This is a genomic window from Bradyrhizobium sp. SZCCHNRI3052 (genome assembly GCF_032484895.1).
Classification (GTDB): domain Bacteria; phylum Pseudomonadota; class Alphaproteobacteria; order Rhizobiales; family Xanthobacteraceae; genus Bradyrhizobium.
In genome coordinates this window covers 324,201-342,447 of the sequence record NZ_JAUETW010000002.1, presented here as the reverse complement: position 1 = coordinate 342,447, position 18,247 = coordinate 324,201, and the positions used below count along the sequence as shown (strand labels likewise).

The 18,247-nt window shown below is 67.3% G+C and carries 16 protein-coding genes; 2 read left to right on the top strand and 14 right to left on the bottom strand.

From position 1 onward, the window contains the following. Position 1 precedes the first annotated feature (1 nt). From hemA to bchF, 14 genes are read right to left on the bottom strand one after another with little or no spacing between them, the layout of a single operon-like run. The gene (hemA, locus tag QW887_RS06785; RefSeq protein WP_315714330.1) at positions 2-1,213 is read right to left on the bottom strand and encodes a 5-aminolevulinate synthase; all 1,212 of its coding nucleotides are present in this window, start codon (positions 1,211-1,213) and stop codon (positions 2-4) included. Next, the gene (gene puhE, locus QW887_RS06780; RefSeq protein ID WP_315714329.1) at positions 1,210-2,253 is read right to left on the bottom strand and encodes a putative photosynthetic complex assembly protein PuhE; all 1,044 of its coding nucleotides are present in this window, start codon (positions 2,251-2,253) and stop codon (positions 1,210-1,212) included. Before puhE ends, hemA begins: the two co-directional genes overlap by 4 nt. A gap of 13 nt (positions 2,254-2,266) precedes the next feature. Next, positions 2,267-3,328, bottom strand: a complete 1,062-nt coding sequence (gene acsF, locus QW887_RS06775) for a magnesium-protoporphyrin IX monomethyl ester (oxidative) cyclase (RefSeq protein WP_315714328.1) — start codon at positions 3,326-3,328, stop codon at positions 2,267-2,269. After that, entirely contained in the window at positions 3,325-3,630 is a 306-nt protein-coding gene (locus tag QW887_RS06770; protein ID WP_315714327.1) for a hypothetical protein, read from the bottom strand. The genes acsF and QW887_RS06770 overlap by 4 nt, the downstream gene beginning before the upstream one ends. Next, a complete protein-coding gene (gene puhC / locus QW887_RS06765; protein WP_315714326.1) occupies positions 3,627-4,094 on the bottom strand; it encodes a photosynthetic complex assembly protein PuhC in 468 nt (155 codons plus the stop codon). The genes QW887_RS06770 and puhC overlap by 4 nt, the downstream gene beginning before the upstream one ends. Positions 4,095-4,110: 16 nt before the next feature. Beyond that, positions 4,111-4,761 carry a photosynthetic complex putative assembly protein PuhB gene (gene puhB / locus QW887_RS06760; protein ID WP_315714325.1) on the bottom strand — a complete coding sequence of 217 codons (651 nt, stop codon included), beginning with the start codon at positions 4,759-4,761 and terminating at the stop codon, positions 4,111-4,113. Continuing rightward, positions 4,758-5,540, bottom strand: coding sequence for a photosynthetic reaction center subunit H (gene puhA, locus QW887_RS06755; RefSeq protein WP_316193176.1), 783 nt, complete (start codon positions 5,538-5,540; stop codon positions 4,758-4,760). Before puhA ends, puhB begins: the two co-directional genes overlap by 4 nt. 19 nt (positions 5,541-5,559) lie before the next feature. Further along, positions 5,560-6,990 carry a BCD family MFS transporter gene (locus QW887_RS06750; protein WP_316194296.1) on the bottom strand — a complete coding sequence of 477 codons (1,431 nt, stop codon included), beginning with the start codon at positions 6,988-6,990 and terminating at the stop codon, positions 5,560-5,562. Next, positions 6,987-7,688: a magnesium protoporphyrin IX methyltransferase gene (gene bchM / locus QW887_RS06745; protein ID WP_316194295.1), complete on the bottom strand. Its 702-nt coding sequence runs from the start codon at positions 7,686-7,688 to the stop codon at positions 6,987-6,989. Before bchM ends, QW887_RS06750 begins: the two co-directional genes overlap by 4 nt. Before the next feature lie 15 nt (positions 7,689-7,703). After that, the gene (gene bchL / locus QW887_RS06740) at positions 7,704-8,609 is read right to left on the bottom strand and encodes a ferredoxin:protochlorophyllide reductase (ATP-dependent) iron-sulfur ATP-binding protein (RefSeq protein WP_315714321.1); all 906 of its coding nucleotides are present in this window, start codon (positions 8,607-8,609) and stop codon (positions 7,704-7,706) included. Beyond that, on the bottom strand, positions 8,606-12,196 hold the full coding sequence (locus tag QW887_RS06735; protein WP_316194294.1) for a magnesium chelatase subunit H: 3,591 nt from the start codon (positions 12,194-12,196) through the stop codon (positions 8,606-8,608). The genes bchL and QW887_RS06735 overlap by 4 nt, the downstream gene beginning before the upstream one ends. Then, positions 12,171-13,727, bottom strand: a complete 1,557-nt coding sequence (gene bchB, locus QW887_RS06730) for a ferredoxin:protochlorophyllide reductase (ATP-dependent) subunit B (RefSeq protein WP_316194293.1) — start codon at positions 13,725-13,727, stop codon at positions 12,171-12,173. The genes QW887_RS06735 and bchB overlap by 26 nt, the downstream gene beginning before the upstream one ends. Position 13,728: 1 nt before the next feature. Continuing rightward, positions 13,729-15,009 carry a ferredoxin:protochlorophyllide reductase (ATP-dependent) subunit N gene (locus QW887_RS06725; protein ID WP_410052604.1) on the bottom strand — a complete coding sequence of 427 codons (1,281 nt, stop codon included), beginning with the start codon at positions 15,007-15,009 and terminating at the stop codon, positions 13,729-13,731. A 2-nt stretch (positions 15,010-15,011) separates the two neighbouring features. After that, positions 15,012-15,602 carry a 2-vinyl bacteriochlorophyllide hydratase gene (bchF, locus tag QW887_RS06720; protein WP_316194291.1) on the bottom strand — a complete coding sequence of 197 codons (591 nt, stop codon included), beginning with the start codon at positions 15,600-15,602 and terminating at the stop codon, positions 15,012-15,014. Positions 15,603-15,831: 229 nt separating this feature from the next. Here bchF and QW887_RS06715 point away from each other — a divergent pair, with 229 nt between their 5' ends. Together QW887_RS06715 and ppsR are read left to right on the top strand one after the other, a co-directional pair. After that, on the top strand, positions 15,832-16,728 hold the full coding sequence (locus QW887_RS06715; RefSeq protein WP_315714318.1) for a B12-binding domain-containing protein: 897 nt from the start codon (positions 15,832-15,834) through the stop codon (positions 16,726-16,728). A gap of 138 nt (positions 16,729-16,866) precedes the next feature. Continuing rightward, positions 16,867-18,234: a transcriptional regulator PpsR gene (gene ppsR / locus QW887_RS06710; protein WP_316194290.1), complete on the top strand. Its 1,368-nt coding sequence runs from the start codon at positions 16,867-16,869 to the stop codon at positions 18,232-18,234. The last annotated feature ends 13 nt before the right edge of the window (positions 18,235-18,247 follow it).

Here is an 18,247-nt window from a genome sequence, read left to right as displayed (position 1 = left end):
CTCATGCCGCTTGTGCGAGACCCATCTCGGCCCAGATCTCCGAGAGTGCCGCAACGAGATGCTCGATATCCGCATCGGAATGATAGGGCGACGGCGTGATGCGCAGCCGTTCGGTGCCGCGCGGCACCGTCGGATAGTTGATCGGCTGCACATAGATGCCGTAGCGGTCGAGCAGGATGTCGCTGATCCGCTTGCACAGCACAGGATCCCGCACCATCACCGGCACGATATGGCTGGGATTGTCGAGATGGCTGACGCCGGCCTCGTCGAGCCGGCGACGCAGCCGAGCGACACGGTCCTGGTGCCGGGCGCGCTCGGCATTGCTGGCCTTCAGATGCCGGATGCTGGTTAGCGCCCCCGCCGCCACCGCCGGCGGCAGCGAGCTGGAGAAGATGAAGCCGGAGGCAAAGCTGCGAACGAAGTCGCAGACCGTGTTGGAGGCCGTGATATAGCCGCCGATCACGCCGAACGCCTTGGCCAGGGTACCCTCGATCACGGTCAGGCGATCGGCCACGCCGTCGCGCTCCGAGATGCCGCCGCCGCGCGGACCGTACAGGCCGACGGCGTGGACCTCGTCGAGATAGGTCATGGCGTTGAACTCGTCGGCGACGTCGCAGATGTCCGAGATCGGCGAGATGTCGCCGTCCATCGAATAGACGCTCTCGAACGCGATCAGCTTCGGCGCCTTGGGATCGAGATCCGACAGCTTGTCGTGGAGATCGGCGACGTCGTTGTGGCGCCAGATCCGGGTGTCGCAGCGGCTGTGGCGGATGCCCTCGATCATCGAGGCGTGGTTGAGCTCGTCGGACAGGATCACGCAGCCGGGCATGCGCGAAGCCAAGGTCGACAGCGACGTCCAGTTCGAGACATAGCCGGAGTTGAACAAGAGCGCAGCCTGCTTGCCGTGGAGATCGGCGAGCTCCTCCTCCAGCAGGACATGATAGTGGTTGGTGCCGCTGATGTTGCGGGTGCCGCCGGCGCCGGCACCGCAGCGGTCGAGCGCCTCGTGCATCACCTCCAGAACCTTGGGGTGCTGGCCCATGCCGAGATAGTCGTTGGAGCACCACACCGCGACATCGCGCTCGCCATGGGGGCCACGATAGGTCGCACGCGGGAAGGCGCCGGCCTTGCGCTCGAGGTCGGCGAACACGCGATAGCGTCCTTCGCGCCTGAGACCGTCGAGCTGGCGGCGGAAATAGTCTTCGTAGTTCATGGTACTCCCCCCTGTGCTGTCGTGTTCGGATCGACCGGCGGCGTGACCGGCACCGCGGCCAGTCCGGTGATGGTTTGCGCCTGCGCGTCAGCGCGGGCCTGGCGATAGGCTTGGCGGAATTGCTCTTCGAGCCGCTGCCGTGCTGCGGCTGCTGCATTCTTCTGAACAGAGACGGGACGCTCGGCCTGCGGCGCAGGAGAGACTACCGCGAGCACCGGCCGGACCAAAGGCGTCGCGGGCACTGGTGCGGGAGCGGCAGCCACGACCGCCATCGCAGGCACGGCAGGCTCGACTGGCGCGCTCCAGCGCCACAGATTGATCACCGGCATCGGCAGCGCCATGAAGCCATGCTCGAGCAGGCCGAGCGCGATCAACGATGCGAGCAGTGACAGCGCGACGCCGTCGAACGATGACGTTGCGCCGATCGCGGCAGCCGCGACCATCACGGTCGCGGTGGTCGCCGCGGCAATCGAGAACGGGAACAACGGGTTGGTGGACTTCTTTGCAAAATAGCTGCGCATGAAGCGGACCTGCTGCGGCAGCAGCTCGTCGTTCAGGGTGCGCACGCCAAGGAACAAATTGATCTTGGCGCTTTGCCGCAGCACCAGCAGTGCCGCGAAGGTCCACCAGCTGAGACGGTTGGGCGCGCCCGATGTCACCGCGAAGACGAGGCCCGCTGTCGCGATCAGCGCCAACTCGTGATAGGCGATCGCCTGCAGCGCGAAGCCGACGCGCGAGGCGGGCGTGCAGTCCCGCGGGCACGCCTCGGGCCGCGGGCCGGTGATCCAGCCGGCGAGCAGCGACATCTCGACCGTGCCCCACAGGAGAATGGCGCAGGTGAAGGCGCAATAGGCGTTGGCATCCTCCGCCGCCTGGCTCGACACCGCGACGCCCGACAGGGCCGCGACGAAGGCTGCGGCCGTGCCCCATTTGAACGCGGCCGGATGGCGGGCGGCGAGCCCGACCAGCGCCAGCACGGCGCCGGTCGAGAACCACCAGACGAACACGACGTAGGGAATGGCAATCGCGGTCGCGCCCATGGCCGGCTCCTTGTCACCAGGCGGGTTGCAGCCTGATCTCCCGTGGCAGTTCGTTGCTCTTGGCCGGCAGCATGTACAGCCGGCCGAAGGTCAGCGCCGCCTTGAGCGGCAGCACGGCGCGCTTGAGCGTGCCCATGATGCCCCCCTGTGCCTTTGCATCGGCAATCGCCTCCGATACCTGGCGCAGCTGCCTCAAGCCGGCCCAGAAGCGCGGATTATCGATGTCCAGCATGACCGGGAACACCTGGCGCGAGATCTCCGAGGTGATCCGGAACACGCGCATGTCGTACTCGTCCACCGGCATGCCGAGCGCCTCGTAGAAGGCGGGGCGCATGTGGTCGCGGACATGCATCGTCGCGAACACCGCGAGCAGGAAGAACTTGATCCACAGCTTGTTGAGGCCGCTGAGCAGCTTCGGATCGGCGCGCATGAGAAGCGCGAACGCCTCGCCGTGCCGGAACTCGTCGTTGCACCACCGCTCGAACCACTTGAAGATCGGGTGGAACTGGCGCTCCGGATGCCGCTCCATCTGGCGATAGATGGTGATGTAGCGGGCGTAGCCGATCTTCTCGGACAGATAGGTCGCGTAGAAGATGAACTTCGGCTTGAAGTAGGTGTACTTCTTCGTCTTGGTGAGGAAGCTGAGGTCGACGCCGATGCCGTGATCCTTGAGGATCTCGTTGATGAAGCCGGCATGGCGCGCCTCGTCGCGGCTCATGAACTGGAACAGCTCGCGGATATCGGGATTGGTGATCCGCTTCTTGATCTCGGCATAGAGCACGCAGCCGGAGAACTCGGCGGTCAAGGACGACACCAGGAAGTCCTTGAACTCCACGCGAAGCGCCTCGGGCAGCTCGTTCAGATCCTTCTCGAATTCCGGCGTGCGCACGAAGTGCTTGCGGTTGTGGTCGGCGCGCAGCTCGGCCATGACCGCATCCCATTCGCGGCGCACCAGGTCGACGTTGAGCCGGTCCATCGCCGCAAAGTCGGTGGTGTAGAAGCGCGGCGTGAGGATCGTGTCCTCCAGTGCCATCTTGGTGGAGATGTTGCCGCTTCCGCCTTCCATCGCGATCATCTGACCCTCCCGTCCGAAAAGCTGACGTCGTACAATTCCGTGAGCTCGAGATAGCCCGCGACATGCATCATCAGGCGCTTCAAGGGACCTGCCCGCACCACCGTGGCGGTGCGGCGCAGGTTGAGCTGCTCGCCGAACTTCACCACGATCGGCGCGCCCTGGATCAGCACTTCGTCGCCCGGACGAATGTTGACGTCGCGGTCGAGCGTGACATGGGCATGCAAGGTCTCGGAGGTCTGCTCGATCTCGATGCTGCAGCCGATGTCGAAGCGGCGCGGCCCGGCGGCCCATAATCCTCTCATCGCGGCTCTCCCATCGCCATCAATCCCGTGAACCGGCGCATGTTGTCGGCGCCGAACGGCGCGAGATCGATCCGCCGGCCGGTGGCGGGATCGTCCAGTGTCAGATGGCCGTCGGACCAGCGGTTGATCGTGAACGCCGGGCCCGATCCGATCGCGAGACGCTGGCGGTCGAAGGCCATGCTGCGCAGCACGGTGCGCAGGAAGCCATCGCCGCCGGCCTCGACCACGGTCACGAGCTTGCCGCTGTCGGGCGACACCACCGCAATGCCGCCATCGGCACGGTCCTCGAACCGCAGCGCCGTCGACTGCACCGCCGTGACGTGGTCGTTGCGCACCGTGCCGATACCCGTGACCCGGCCGACGCCGGCCGCGAGCAGGGCAAAGGCGACCAGCGCGAAGGCCGCGCGGAGCGCGCCCTTCGGAATGATGATCTCGGCTTCGGCATGGCTATCGGCGTTGCTCATCGCGCCCTCCTCCCGATCACGCCGCGCTGGCGACCGCCGCCGGCGGTGCGCCTTGCGACTGACCATTGGCTGTCGGCAGCGGCTGCGCGGCGACGGCGCCATCCGACGCCGCAACCAGCGCCTTGGCAAGAATCTCGGCGACGTTGCGGGCGTCCGGAACGCCGCGCAGCATCGGCTCGACCTCGTTCAGCCGCCACGGCCGCGCATGCGGCCACAGCAGCAGATACGACAGCCGCTGCTGCGCGGTGACGCCGAGCGGCAGATCGCCGGAGCCATCGGAGAACAGCTTCGCATCCGCCCGTGCCACCTGCTTGAACGGCACGTTCAGGGTCATCGGCAACACGGCGCCGAACTGCAGCAGTACGCGCCGGCTGGTAATGGTATAGCGCGTGGTGCGGCTGTAGAGCACCGCGAGCCCGGTGAGCAGCAGCGTCGCCAGTGCCACCGGCGTCACCAGCGACGAGGCGCCGACGACCGAGGCCGCGAGCGGCTGATGATCGAGCACGCCCGCCACAACGCGCGCGCCGAACAGCGCCGCGAAATAAGCCAGCACGAGGCGCAGGTGGAACACCCGCAGCAGCAGCGCCTTCACCGTGGGCTGTCCCTGCCAAAGCAGCCGCTCGCCCTCCGGCAGCATCAGCGTGTCCATCTCCCTGCGCGTACTCACAGCAGCGGCTCCTGCCGTGCAGCAGTCGCGTAGAGATGACCGCCGCCATAGTAGCCGACGATCTTGTCTTCCTCGAGCTTGGTGACCTGGTCGGGGTTGGCAAGGCCCGGCACGCTGGCGAATTGCGAGCCGAGGATGGCATCGACCAGCACCGCCTTACGCGACCTGTCGACGATGGCCATGGTCATCGGCAGCAGCACGTGACGTCCGACGATGCCGTCGACCTCGACCTCGAGGTATCGGATCAGCATCTCGGCGCGGTCGACCCAGACCTCCCGAACCTTGCCGCCGAGCCTGCCGTCGCAACCCAGCACTGGCATGCCGCGCGGATCCGGATCTTCGGAGGCGATGAAGATGCTGCCGTCGACGCGCAGCGGCACGATCGCAGGGATGTTGTCGATGGTCAGCTCCGGCTCGTCCTTGCGCGCGGCAAAGGAGCCCGGACCGACACCGTCGAGCATCGGATTGCCGGTCGGCAGGTAGGGCGTGCCCGGCCAGGGATACATCGGCGTCACCGGCGCATCGGCGCGGTCGTTGTCCCAGTTCGGCAGGGTCGCGGTGCGGCCGCCATGCATGTGGTAGGTCTTCGGGCTCGGCGGGGTCGGGAAGCCGTGACCGCTCGAGGCGGTCCGGCGGCCGACGCGGCCCTCGAACTGCAGCGGATAGCCTTCGCGCTTGTCCTCGGTGCGCAGGTAGAAGATCAGGGCTGCGAAGAACACCCAGAACCCGTAAAGCACCACCTGGGCGACATCGATGTAGCTCGTGAAAGACGTCTGCATGGTTTCCTCCCCGACCGGGCTAACCTGGAAATTCAGCGATTCCGAATTGTAGTTGCTGCGGCTCCGCCGCTCGCCGCCGCACCAGCGGTCCGATGACCGCAAGCGTGACGAACAGCAGCGCGATTTCGACGTGGTAGACGATGCTGTAGCCGGTCGCGGGACCGGCAAGGGCGACGCCGAGGCGGCCATCCAGCGCGAGCTGCGACATCACATCGCGAATGGCGCCGCCTCCGGCGATCGCGAGCCCCGCCGCCGTCGCCTGCACCGCGCCCCAGGCACCGAGCGCAAGCCCGCTCTCGCCGTTTTGCACCAGTGCCATCGCCGCCGTCAGCGTGCCCACGGCGAACAGCCCGCCGCCGAACCCGATCAGCGTGGTGCCGATCCGGAACAACAAGGGTGAGGCCAGCGGCGCCGAGAAGATGACAGCAGAGAAGGCGAACAGCCCGACCAGTCCGCCGACGGCGGCGATCCGATAGGGATCGGAGCCCTTGCCGAGGCGGCGCGCGGAGAGACCGAAGCCGGCCAGCGTGCCCGCGGCGAACAAGGCGGTCAGCGCCGTGGTCTCGCCGACGGTCAGATGCAGGATCTCAGCCCCGTAAGGCTCCAGCAGGATGTCCTGCATGGTGAAGCCGGCGGTGCCGAGCCCGACTGCGAGCAGCACGCGTGCCGAGCCACCCGCCTCCCGGAAGTGTCGCCAGGAGTCGCCGAAGCGCGGCCGCTCGCGGGCAGCCGACGTGCGCGACGGATCACGCGCCTCCTGCTTCCACAGCGCGATGACGTTGAGCACCATCTCGGTCAGCGCCGCGCCCTGGATCACCTGGATCAGCCGCATCTCGCTGAACTCGGCGAGCAGCCCACCGAAGGTCAGCGCGCTCGCCATCATGCCGAACATCAGCATCACGTAGAGAAAGGCGACGACGCGCGGACGCGAATGCTCCGGCGCGATGTCGGTCGCGAGTGACAGGCCTGCCGTCTGCGTCGTGTGCAACCCGGCGCCGACCAGCAGGAAGGCGAGCGCCGCACCGACACGGCCGGCAATCACCTGGCCCGGCGCATCGCCCGACGAGAGCACGAGCAGCGCGAACGGCATGATCGCGAGGCCGCCGAACTGCAACAGGGTGCCCATCCAGATGTAGGGCACCCGGCGCCAGCCGAGCACCGAGCGGTGATGATCGGACTTGAAACCGATCAGCACCCGCAGCGGCGCGAACACCAGCGGCAGCGCCACCATGGTGGCGACCAGCCAGCTGGGCACACCGAGCTCGACGATCATGACGCGGTTGAGCGTGCCGTTGAGCAGCACCACCGAGATGCCGATCGAGACCTGGAACAGCGACAGCCGCATCAGGCGCGACAGCGGCAGCTCGGTCGAGGCGGCATCCGCAAACGGCAGATAGCGCGACGACAGCCGCATCCACGCCTGCATGATCGATGGTGCGCGTGCGCTCATGACGGGCGGAGCTCCAGCGCCTGCGAGATATAGAAGCCGTTGGCGATGCGGCGGCTGCGGGCGCAGCGCCAGTCGGCGAGATCGTGATGGTCGGCGATCAGGCGATACAGCTTCTGCTCGGCGACCGGCTCGATCGACGGCGCGCGGTTGCCGCGCGGGAACACGCCACCGACGGCATGCATGACGGCGAGCATCGGCGTGCGCGGCGCATAGGTCATCAGGATCGCGTCGGAGGTGCGAGCGGCCAGACCGGCGACAATCCGCACGGCATCCTCGGCGCGGTAGTGGATGAACGAGTCCATCGCGACGACGAAGTTGAAGCCGCCGTGCCTGGGATCGAGCATGTCGCCGGCGACGAACTGAATGGCGTTGCGGCTGATGTCGTCGGGCAGCCGGCGCTGGGCGATCTCGATCAGGGTCGGCGAGATGTCGACGGCGACGACGTCGGCGCCGCGGCGCGCCGCCTCGATCGAGAAGCTGCCGGTGCCGCAGCCGGCATCAAGGATCCGCGCCCCGCGCAGATCGAGCGGCAGCCACGACAGCAGCGTGCGCCGCATCTCGTCACGGCCGGCCCGCACCGTGGCGCGGATGCGGCCGACCGGCGCATCCGACGTCAGCCGTGTCCAGGCGGCGACCGCGGTGCGGTCGAAATAGGTCTCCACTTCACTGCGGCGGGCGAGATATTGCGCTGAGGTCATCGGAGAGAGCCCTACTCAATCGAAACCAAGGAGATCGAAGATGTCGCGGTCCTTGAGCGGCACCGCCTGCATCGGCTCGCTGCCGGCGAGCAGCGAGGCGGCGAGGCGCAGATACTCGTTCTGGGCGCGCTCGACGTCGGGCGAGGCCTCCATCTCGAACAGCGTGCACTTCTTCAGCCGGCTCTTTCTGATGACGTCGAGATCGGGGAAGTGCGCCACCGTCCTCAATCCGGCCCGCTCGTTGAACTTGTCGATCTGGTCCGTCGCGGCGCTACGGTTGGCGATCACGCCGCCGAGCCGCACCGGATAGTTGCGCGACTTGGCCTGGATCGCGGCGACGATGCGGTTCATCGCGAAGATCGAGTCGAAGTCGTTCGCAGCCACGATCAGCGCACGGTCGGCGTGCTGCAAGGGCGCTGCGAAGCCGCCGCAGACGACGTCGCCGAGCACGTCGAAGATCACGACGTCGGTGTCTTCGAGCAGATGGTGTTCCTTGAGCAGCTTGACGGTCTGGCCGACGACGTAGCCGCCGCAGCCGGTGCCGGCCGGCGGCCCGCCCGCCTCGACGCACATCACGCCGTTATAACCCTGGTAGACGAAGTCCTCCGGGCGCAGCTCCTCGGCGTGGAAATTGACCTGCTCGAGAATGTCGATGACCGTCGGTACCAGCCGCTTGGTCAAAGTGAAGGTGGAGTCGTGCTTGGGATCGCAGCCGATCTGCAGCACGCGCTTGCCGAGCTTGGACAGCGCGACCGAGAGGTTCGACGACGTCGTGCTCTTGCCGATGCCGCCCTTGCCATACACCGAGAACACCTTCGCGGTGTCGATGACGACGTTCGGATCGAGCTGCACCTGCACGCTGCCGGCCCCGTCGGGGCGTCGCGGCGCGGTCGTCAGCGGCGGTCGTAATGTCACGTTCATGCGGCAACTCCCACGCCTTCGAGGCGATCTTCGAGCTCTTCCCCCGCCTTGCGCAGCACGTCGAGCATGTCAGGGTCCGGGGTCCAGTAATTGCGCTCATGCGCCTCGATCAGTCGGTTGGCGATCTTCGCCGACGCGGCCGGATTGAGCGAGGCAAGCCGCTCGCGCATCGCGGGGTCGAGCACGAAGGTCGTCGTGATCTGCTGATAGACCCAGGGCGCGACCTGGCCCGTGGTGGCCGACCAGCCGACGGTGTTGGTCACATGCGACTCGATCTGGCGCACGCCCTCATAGCCGTGGGCGAGCAGCGCCTCGTACCATTTCGGATTGAGCGTGCGGGTACGGGTCTCCAGCGCCACCTGCTCCGACAGCGTGCGCACCGTGCCTTCGCCGCGGGTCTGGTCGCCGATATAGACCGGTGCCGCCTCGCCCTTGGCGCGCTTCACCGCGCGGCTGATGCCGCCGAGCGTATCGAAATAATGGTCGATCGTGGTGACGCCGAGCTCGACCGAGTCGACGTTCTGATAGGCCGCATCGACGCCGGCCAGCACATGGCCGAGCAACGCGTCGCGCCGGACAGGGCGTCCGTCGGTGCCGTAGGCAAAGCCCTTGCGCCGTGTGTAGACGTCGGCGAGTTCGTCCTCATCGGTCCAGGCGCCGCAATCGATCAGGTGGTTGACGTTGGCGCCATAGGCGCCCTCGGCATTGCCGAACACACGCAGCGACGCATCCGCCAGCTCGCCGCCATGCGCGGCCTGGAACGCGACCGCGTGCTTGCGCACGTAATTCATGTCGGCCGGCTCGTCGGCGGACGCCGCAAGCAGCGCTGCTTCGGCGAGCAACTTGGTCTGCAACGGCATCAGGTCGCGGAAGATGCCCGAGAGAGTGATGACGACATCGATGCGCGGGCGGCCCAACTGCTCCAGCGGGATCAGCTTCGCGCCGCAGAGGCGGCCATAGCTGTCATGGCGTGGCTCGGCGCCCATCAGCCACAGCGCCTGCGCGATCGGCCCGCCCTCGGTCTTGAGATTGTCGGTGCCCCACAGCACCAGCGCGATTGTCTCAGGCAGCTTGTGGCCTTCACCTGCATGGCGGGCGAGCAGCCGCGCGACCTGGCGCTCGGCATCCTTGAGCGCGAAGGCGCTGGGGATGCGGAAGGGATCGAAACCATGCAGGTTGCGCCCGGTGGGCAGCACGTCGGTGTTGCGCAGCAGATCGCCGCCGGGCACCGGACGGATATAGCCGCCGTCGAGCGCGTGCAGGATCGCGGGCGTCTCGCTGTCGGTGGCGAGCATCCTGTCGAGCTCGGCACGCTTGGCCGGATCGGCGATGCCGGCGAGGTCGAGCAGCTCGGTCCGCTGCCCCTCGGGCGGCGGCGCGCCGACGATGTGCAGGCCGTGTGGGATCAGCGAGTATTCCAGCTCCAGCACGCTCGCGGACAGCGCGCCGATGCTGGCATCGCGCTCGTCGCCCCACAGCGGCTCGGCCGCGGCAAGATCGACCGCCGCCGCCTGCGCCTGGATCAGCGCCGCGCTGTCGCCCCTTACCTGCTCGGTCGCGTCCGGCGACAGATTGCGCCAGGCGTCGAGCGAGGATTTCAGATCGGCGAGCCCCTTGTAGAGGCCGGCGCTGGTGATCGAGGGCGTGAGATAGCTGATCAGGGTGGCACCGCCACGCCGCTTCGCCAGAGCGCCCTCGGACGGGTTGTTGGACGCGTAGATGTAGAAGTTCGGCAGGTCGCCGATCAGACGCTCCGGCCAGCATTCCGCGGACAGCCCGGCCTGCTTGCCCGGCATGAATTCGAGCGCGCCATGGGTGCCGAAATGCAGCACGGCGTGGGCAAGGAAATCCTCGCGCAGCCAGCGATAGAACGCCGCAAACGCATGCGTCGGCGCAAAGCTGCGCTCGAACAGCAGCCGCATCGGATCGCCTTCGTAGCCGAACGCCGGCTGCAGGCCGACGAACAGATTGCCGAACTGCTCGCCCAGCACGAGGAGGCTGGCGCCATCGGTCTGGTGACGGCCGGGCGCCGGCCCCCACTGCTTCTCGATCTCGGCGAGGTGGCGCTCGCGCCGGACATGCTGATCCACCGGGATGCGCGCCGCGACGTTGGCGGCGGTGCCGAAGCGCTCGGCATTGCCCTTGAGCACACGTGCGCGCAGCGCGTCCACGGTGTCGGGGACGTCGATCGTGTAGCCCGCCGCGCGGAGCGAATTCATCACATTGTGCAGCGACTCGAACACCGAGAGATAGGCGGCGGTGCCGGCGCTGCCACCGTTCGGCGGGAAGTTGAACAACACCACGCCGAGCTTCCGTTCGGCGCGCGCGGAGCGGCGCAGCTCGACGAGCCTGGCCACACGCGCGGCGAGTTGCGCCGCGCGCTCCGGCAGCGAGGCCATGTCGCGGCCGGCATCGGCCACCGCCGAGCGGCCGCCGAACACGGTCGGGCCGACGGCGCCGTCGAGCTCGGGAATCGCGACCATCATGGTGGCTTCGACGGGCGTCAGCCCGCGCGCGTCATCGCGCCACTGCTCGACGGTCTGGAATTCGAGCGGATGCGCCGCGATCAGCGGCACGTCGAGGCCGGCCATCACCTCTTCCGCGGCGCGCGCGTCATTGTAGGCGGGGCCGCCGACCAGCGAGAAACCGGTGAGCGAGATCACGGCATCGACGGTGGCAACGCCGTCCTTCTGGAAATAGCGCTCGATCGCCGGGCGCGAGTCCAGCCCGCAGGCGAACACCGGAATGACCGCAAGCCCGCGCGCCTCCAGCGCTGCGATCACGCCGTCATAATGCGCGGTGTTGGCGGCGAGCAGATAGGAGCGCATCAAGATCACGCCGACGCGGCCGGCCGGCTTCGCCAGGGCCGGCAACTGGTCGGCGCGCTCGATGATCCGCGGCGACAGCCGCGGATGATAGAGGCCGACATCCGGATAGGTCACCGGCTCGGCCGCGTTGGTCTCGCCACGCAGCGCGGCGCGCGGGCCGTCGGCGTAGCGGCCGACCAGGAAGCGCACCATGTTCGCAAAGTTCTGCTCGGAGCCGGCGAGCCAATATTGCAGCGTGAGGAAGTAGGCGCGCAGGTCCTGCGCGGTGCCGGGGATGTAGCGCAACAGACGCGGCATCCGCTGCAGCATCTTCATCTGGCCCTGGCCGCTGGAATTGCCGGAACGGTTGCTGCCGCGCAGCCGCTTCAAGAGGCCGAGCACGCCGGTGGCGGAGCCCGACATCGTCAGCTTGCCGAGCCGGGTCAGGCGCACCACCTCGCCGGCCGAGAGGCAGCCGATCATGGCGTCGCATTGGTCGCGGCGCGCCTGCAACGCCGGCAGCACCGGCTGGATGTGATCCTCCATGAACAGCATCGTGGCGACGACGATGTCGCCGGTGGCGATATCGGCAAGGCAATGTTCGAGCGCGGTCGGATTGCAGCCCCACTCGTCGGCCGCATGCACCTTCAGATCGAGCCCGGGCAGCTCCGCCTGCAACGCCGTGCGCGCGCGCACGGCAGCCGAGGCGAGATGGCTGTCCATCGTCACGATCACCACCCGGATGGGTGTGACGTCAGCGACCGAAATGCGCTTTGGCATCGTACAAGGTCTCGAGCGTGATCAGGTTGACGTTGCGCTCGCGCGCGAATCGTTCGGTGTTGCGGCGGGCCTTGCCGCGCACGAAGAAGGGGATCTTGGTCAGTTCGCGCTCGGCGTCGGACGCCCAGGCAAGCTCGGTGGTGACGTTGGTTTCGACGACGCGCAGCTGCGGCTGCTGCGGCGGCGCGGCCGGTGCTGCGCCGAGATGCGACGGCGCGTGATCGGCGAATTCATGGTCCTCGCGGAACATGCCGAGCAGATGCTCCTCCAGGCCCATCATCAAAGGATGCACCCAGGTGTCGAACAGCACGTTGGCGCCTTCGAAGCCCATCTGCGGCGAATAGCGCGCGGGAAAATCCTGCACGTGGCACGGCGAGGAGATCACGGCGCAGGGAATGCCGAGCCGCTTGGCGATGTGACGCTCCATCTGCGTGCCAAGCACGAGCTCGGGCCGCAGCTCGCCGACGCGGGCCTCGACCTCCAGGTAATCATCCGTGATCAGCGGCTCCACGCCGTAGATCGCGGCGGCTTCGCGGATCTCGCGGGCGAACTCGCGGGCATAGGTGCCGAGGCCGACGACCTCGAAGCCGAGCTCCTGCGTCGCGACGCGCGCCGCGGCGACCGCATGGGTCGCGTCGCCGAAGATGAAGACGCGCTTGCCGGTGAGATAGGTCGAATCGACCGAGCGCGAGTACCACGGCAGCCGGCTCTCGCTGCGCGCCAGCACCGGCGCGGCATCGACGCCGGCGAGGCCTGCGACCTCCGCAATGAAGTCGCGCGTCGCGCCGACGCCGATCGGGATCGTGCGCGTGAAAGGCTGGCCGAACTGGCGATTGAGCCATTGCGCCGTCGTCAGCGCGATCTCGGGATACAGCACGATGTTGAAATCGGCGTCGGGAAGGCGGGCGAGATCGGCCGGCGTCGCGTTCCACGGCGCGACGACGTTGATCTCGATGCCGAGCTCCACAACCTGCCTGGTCACTTCCGCGAGGTCGTCGCGGTGACGGAAGCCGAGAGCCGTCGGACCAAGCAGGTTGCAGACTGGACGGGCGCCTGTCTTCCTTTCACGGCGGGGGGAGCCATCAGCGGAAGACGCAGCCAACGCCCGTACAATCCGGTAGAGCGTTTCCGAGGCGCCCCAATTCTCCTTGCGCTGATAGGCCGGCAGCTCGAGCGGGATCACCGGAATGGGAAGCTTCAAGGCCTGCGCGAGCCCGCCGGGATCATCCTGGATCAGCTCGGCCGTGCAGGACGCGCCGACCAGCATCGCCTGCGGCTGGAAGCGCTCGTAAGCGGCGCGCACCGCGCTCTGAAGCAGATCCGCAGTGTCGCCGCCGAGATCGCGCGCCTGGAACGTGGTGTAGGTGACCGGCGGGCGGCGGTCGCGGCGCTCGATCATCGTGAACAGGAGATCGGCGTAGGTGTCGCCCTGCGGCGCGTGCAGCACGTAGTGCACGTCGCGCATCGCGGTCGCGATGCGCATCGCGCCGATGTGCGGAGGTCCTTCATAGGTCCAGACCGACAGCTGCATCTCACACCGCCAGTCGGGTTTGCCGCAGCAAGGGCCGCGCGAACAGCTCGGCGAGATCGCCGGCCTGCTCAAACCCCTGAATCGGCGTGAAGATCAGCTCGATCGACCATTTGGTCGTGAGACCCTCGGCCTCCAGCGGATTGGCGAGGCCGAGCCCGCACACGACGAGATCGGGCCGCGCGGCGCGGCAACGGTCGAGCTGGCGCTCGACGTCCTGGCCTTCGCTGAGCTGGGTGCCATCAGGCAGCAGCGCCAGCTCGGAGGCGAGATGATCGCGGTGCAGATAGGGCGTGCCGACCTCGACCAGCTCCATGCCGATCTCGCGCGTCAGGAAACGCGCCAGCGGGATCTCGATCTGGGAGTCCGGAAACAGGAAGACGCGCTTGCCGGCGAGCTGCGCGCGGTAGCGCGCCAGCGCGCGCTCGGCCCGCGCCTTCAGCGGCGCGATGGTCCGCTCGACATGGGGGCGAGAGACACCGAAGGCGTCGGCGGCGGCTGCGAGCCACAGCGCGGTGCCTTCGCCGCCGAGCGGAAATGGCGCAGCGATGCGGCGGCAACCGCGCTCCTCGAGCGCACGCGCGGTGTCGCCGAGGAAGGGCTGCGCCAGCAGCACGCGCGTCTCGGGGCCGATCGCGGGCAGCTCCGAGGAGCGGCGCGGCGGCAGGAAGGAGACCTGGTCGACGCCGATTGCCGCAAAGGTCCGCCTGAACTGGTCCTCCACCACGTCGGCGAGCGCGCCGACCACCAGCAGCGATGGCCGCGCAGCCCGATCGGCTGCGGGGAGCACCGGCACCAGCGACGCGAGGCAGGCATCCTCGCCTTGCGTGAACGTCGTCTCGATGCCGCTGCCGGAGTAGTTGAGCACGCGCACATCAGGTGAGAAGCGCTGCGACAGCCGCAGCGCCGCGCGTGACAGGTCGAGCTTGATCACTTCCGACGGGCAGGAGCCGACCAGAAACAGCAGCTTGATCTCGGGCCGACGCGCCAGCAGCTGCGCGACGATGCGGTCGAGCTCGTCATTGGCGTCGACGAGGCCGGCGAGATCGCGCTCCTCCATGATGGCGGTGGCGAAGCGCGGCTCGGCGAAGATCATGACGCCGGCGGCCGACTGGATCAGATGCGCGCAGGTGCGCGAGCCGACGACGAGGAAGAACGCGTCCTGGATCTTCCTATGCAGCCAGACGATGCCGGTGAGGCCGCAGAACACCTCGCGCTGGCCGCGCTCGCGCAGCACACCGTCCGGCGAAGCAGGTTGTTTCACGGCACAGGCTTGCGCGGACATGGTCATGACGCGCGCTCCGCACCGACCTGCGCCATCGCCTCGTCCTGCAGCCGTGCCGCACGCAGCTTGAGGAGAAATTGCGCGGCGTTGATCGCATAGGCGGCGTAGGCGGCGAGCACGAGCAGCATCTGCTGCCGGGCGCCGCCGATATGACCGATGATCGCGGCCAGATAGGCCGTATGCAGCGCGATCACCAGCATCGAGAACACGTCCTCCCAGAAGAAGGCCGGTGCGAACAGATAACGTCCGAACACGACCCGCTCCCAGATCGAGCCGGTGATCATGATGATGTAGAGCAGCGCTGTCTTCAGAACGACCGAGGCGGTCGCGAGCCAGAGTCCCTCGCCGGTCGCGAGATAGCGCGCCACGAGTCCGAGGCTGATCAGGAAGACGAGAAATTGCAGCGGCGCCAGAATGCCCTGCACCAGGGTCCACGGCGTGGCGTCGCGCCGGCGCTTTTCCTCAGGCGTGTAAAGCGCTTGCCGCTTTGCACGCGGCGCCGGTTCAGGGGTGAAGCAGAGCTGGCTCCAGAGCGACGGATCGGTGGCGGATGTGAACTGAGCGTCACACCATGTGTAAAGATGATTTGACAACATCGGTGCCCAGTGATGCGATGACGACAACCACAGGGGGATTTGTGGTGCACCGCACTCGGTCTGATCAGCGCTACGTTGTGCAGTTCGCAGGTGGCGCATCGCAAATCCCCGAGTGCGAGCCCGATGGGGAAACGCTAGACCTGGGCAGGAAGAGTGTCAATCAAAATTGACGTCAAATAATATTGACGCAACGAGTGACGTGCGCTCATATGGAGGGGAGGCGCTTATGACCGAGCTCAATGAGACAGCCCGATTTCCGCGAGCCCGCTTTCGGACGAAGCGTGGGCAGCCCGGCTTTCATTCGCCTGCATCGCCGCGCATCATCGCGCCGCTACGCAACACACGTCACCCCCAACTCAACGACGCGATCGAAGCCGAGATCATTCCGCGGCTCGTGATGGCCCATGCCTCCGCGCTCGAACGCGTCCCGGCAATCATCACGGCCTCGGCGCAGGAGGCGGCTGATTTCGCCGAACTCGTGCTGGATGCGGACGATGTTGGCGCGGTGGCCTGCATCCAGGCGCATCGCGATCACGGCGAGACCCTGGAACGCATCTATCTCGATCTCCTGGTCCCCACCGCGAACCATCTGCGCCATCTGTGGGCCGACGACGAGCGCGACTTCGCCGACGTCACGCTCGCGCTGTGGCGGCTGCAGCAGCTGCTGCGGCATTTCAGCTCGGCCTTCTGCGCCGAGCTCTCGGTCGCGCCCGCGGGGCTGCGCGTGCTGCTGACCACGGCGCCGGGCGACAGGCGCGAGCTGGGCCACATGATGTTCGGTCTCGTGCTGGCCGGCGAGTTCTTCCGTCGCGACGGCTTCGAGACCTGGATCGAGCCGGACACGGCCGATCGCGGCTTCGTCGAGACGCTTCGCTCGCAGTGGTTCAACGTCGTCGAGTTCTTCGCCAACAGCGACAAGAAGCTTGACGATCTCGCCTCAAACATAAGGATGGTCCGGCGCGAGTCCTCCAACCAGGACGTCGGCGTGCTGGTCTGCGGTCCTGCTTTTATTGAACGGCCTGAACTCGTTCTCCTGGTCGGCGGCGACGGTGTCGTCTCCGATCCGAGCAGAGAGGCTTCGCAAGCCCGGCACGTCGTCAGTCTTCTGACCGAACGGCGATAGCTGAGGGTGCAGTGAAGATGAATGCTGGAACGAGACTTGCCGCGCGAAGGCTCCTTGACTGGGAGGACAACGGCGTTGGTGAGGGCGTTCAGAGCTCCGAAAGAGTCGCTTGGCGACCTCAATGCGGATGTTGCGGGCATGCTGGTGGCCGCGGCGTCCGACATTGCGCTCGCGCTCGACGCCGACGGCAACATTCAGGACCTGGCTTTTCAACAAGCCGGCCTGCCGCTTGAACTGAGAAACACAGACGCGTGGATCGGCCGATCCTGGCAAGCAACAGTGTCCGAGGAAAGCCAGACCAAGCCAGAGCTGCTGCTCGCCGAAGCCTCCCAGCGCAAGGTGTCGCGCTGGCGCGAGGTGCGTTATCCGGCCGCGCGCGGACCGGACATCCCGATCCTGTTCGCGGTGGTGGCGATCAAGGGCGCGGCGCGCTTCATCGCGCTCGGCCGCGACGTGCGCGCCACCGCCGCGCTCCAGCAGAAGCTGATCGAGGCGCAAGTTGCCATCGAGCGCGATTACTCGCGCATGCGCAACGCCGAATCGCGCTACCGGATCCTGTTTCAGATCACGGCCGAGCCGGTGCTGATCGTCGATGCGGTGAGCCATCGCATCGTCGAGGCCAATCCGGCCGCGGCCGCCCTGCTCGACCATGGCGCCGCCAATCTGATCGGCAAGCTGTTTCCCGACGTGCTGCTGCTCGACGACATGGCGATGTCGCAATCCCTGTCGCTGGCGATCCGCTCGCAGGGCAAGATCGAACGCGCCAAGATCCGGCTCGACGGTGGCCGCGACTATCTGCTCGACGGCACCTTCTTCCGGCAGGACAACTCGTCGCTGTTCCTGCTGCGGTTCTCGCCGCAGACGTCGCAGCCTGCGCTCCCCAGGACGTCCGACGTCAACACCCAGCTCGTGCAGTTCGTCGAATCGGCGCCCGACGGCTTCGTCATCACCGACATGGACGGCCGCCTGCTGCACGCCAACGCCACCTTCCTCCAGCTTGCCCAGATCGAGAACATGCACCAGATCATGGGCGAGACGATCGACCGCTGGATCGGCAAGTCGGCGATCGATTTCTCGGTCATGCTGACCAATCTGCGCCAGCATGGCAGCGTGAAGCTGTTCTCCAGCGTCGTCCGCGGCGAGCACGGCTCGCCGGTCGACGTCGAGATCTCCGCCAGCACGGTCGGGGCGCCCGGCCAGGCCCGGCTCGGCTTCACCATCCGCAACGTCGGCCCGCGCATCTCCGGCGACGGCGGCGATCACGGCTATATTCCGCGCTCCCGCGAGCAGCTCGCCGAGCTCATCGGTCGCGTGCCGCTCAAGGAGCTGGTGCGCGAGACCACCGACGTGATCGAGCGGATGTGCATCGAGACCGCGCTCAAGCTGACCGGCGACAACCGCGCCACCGCCGCCGAGATGCTCGGCCTCAGCCGCCAGAGCCTCTACGTCAAGCTGCGGCGCTATGGCCTTGCCGAGCCGAGCGAAGAAGACAGCCAGTTGGAATAGGGGGAACAGTTGC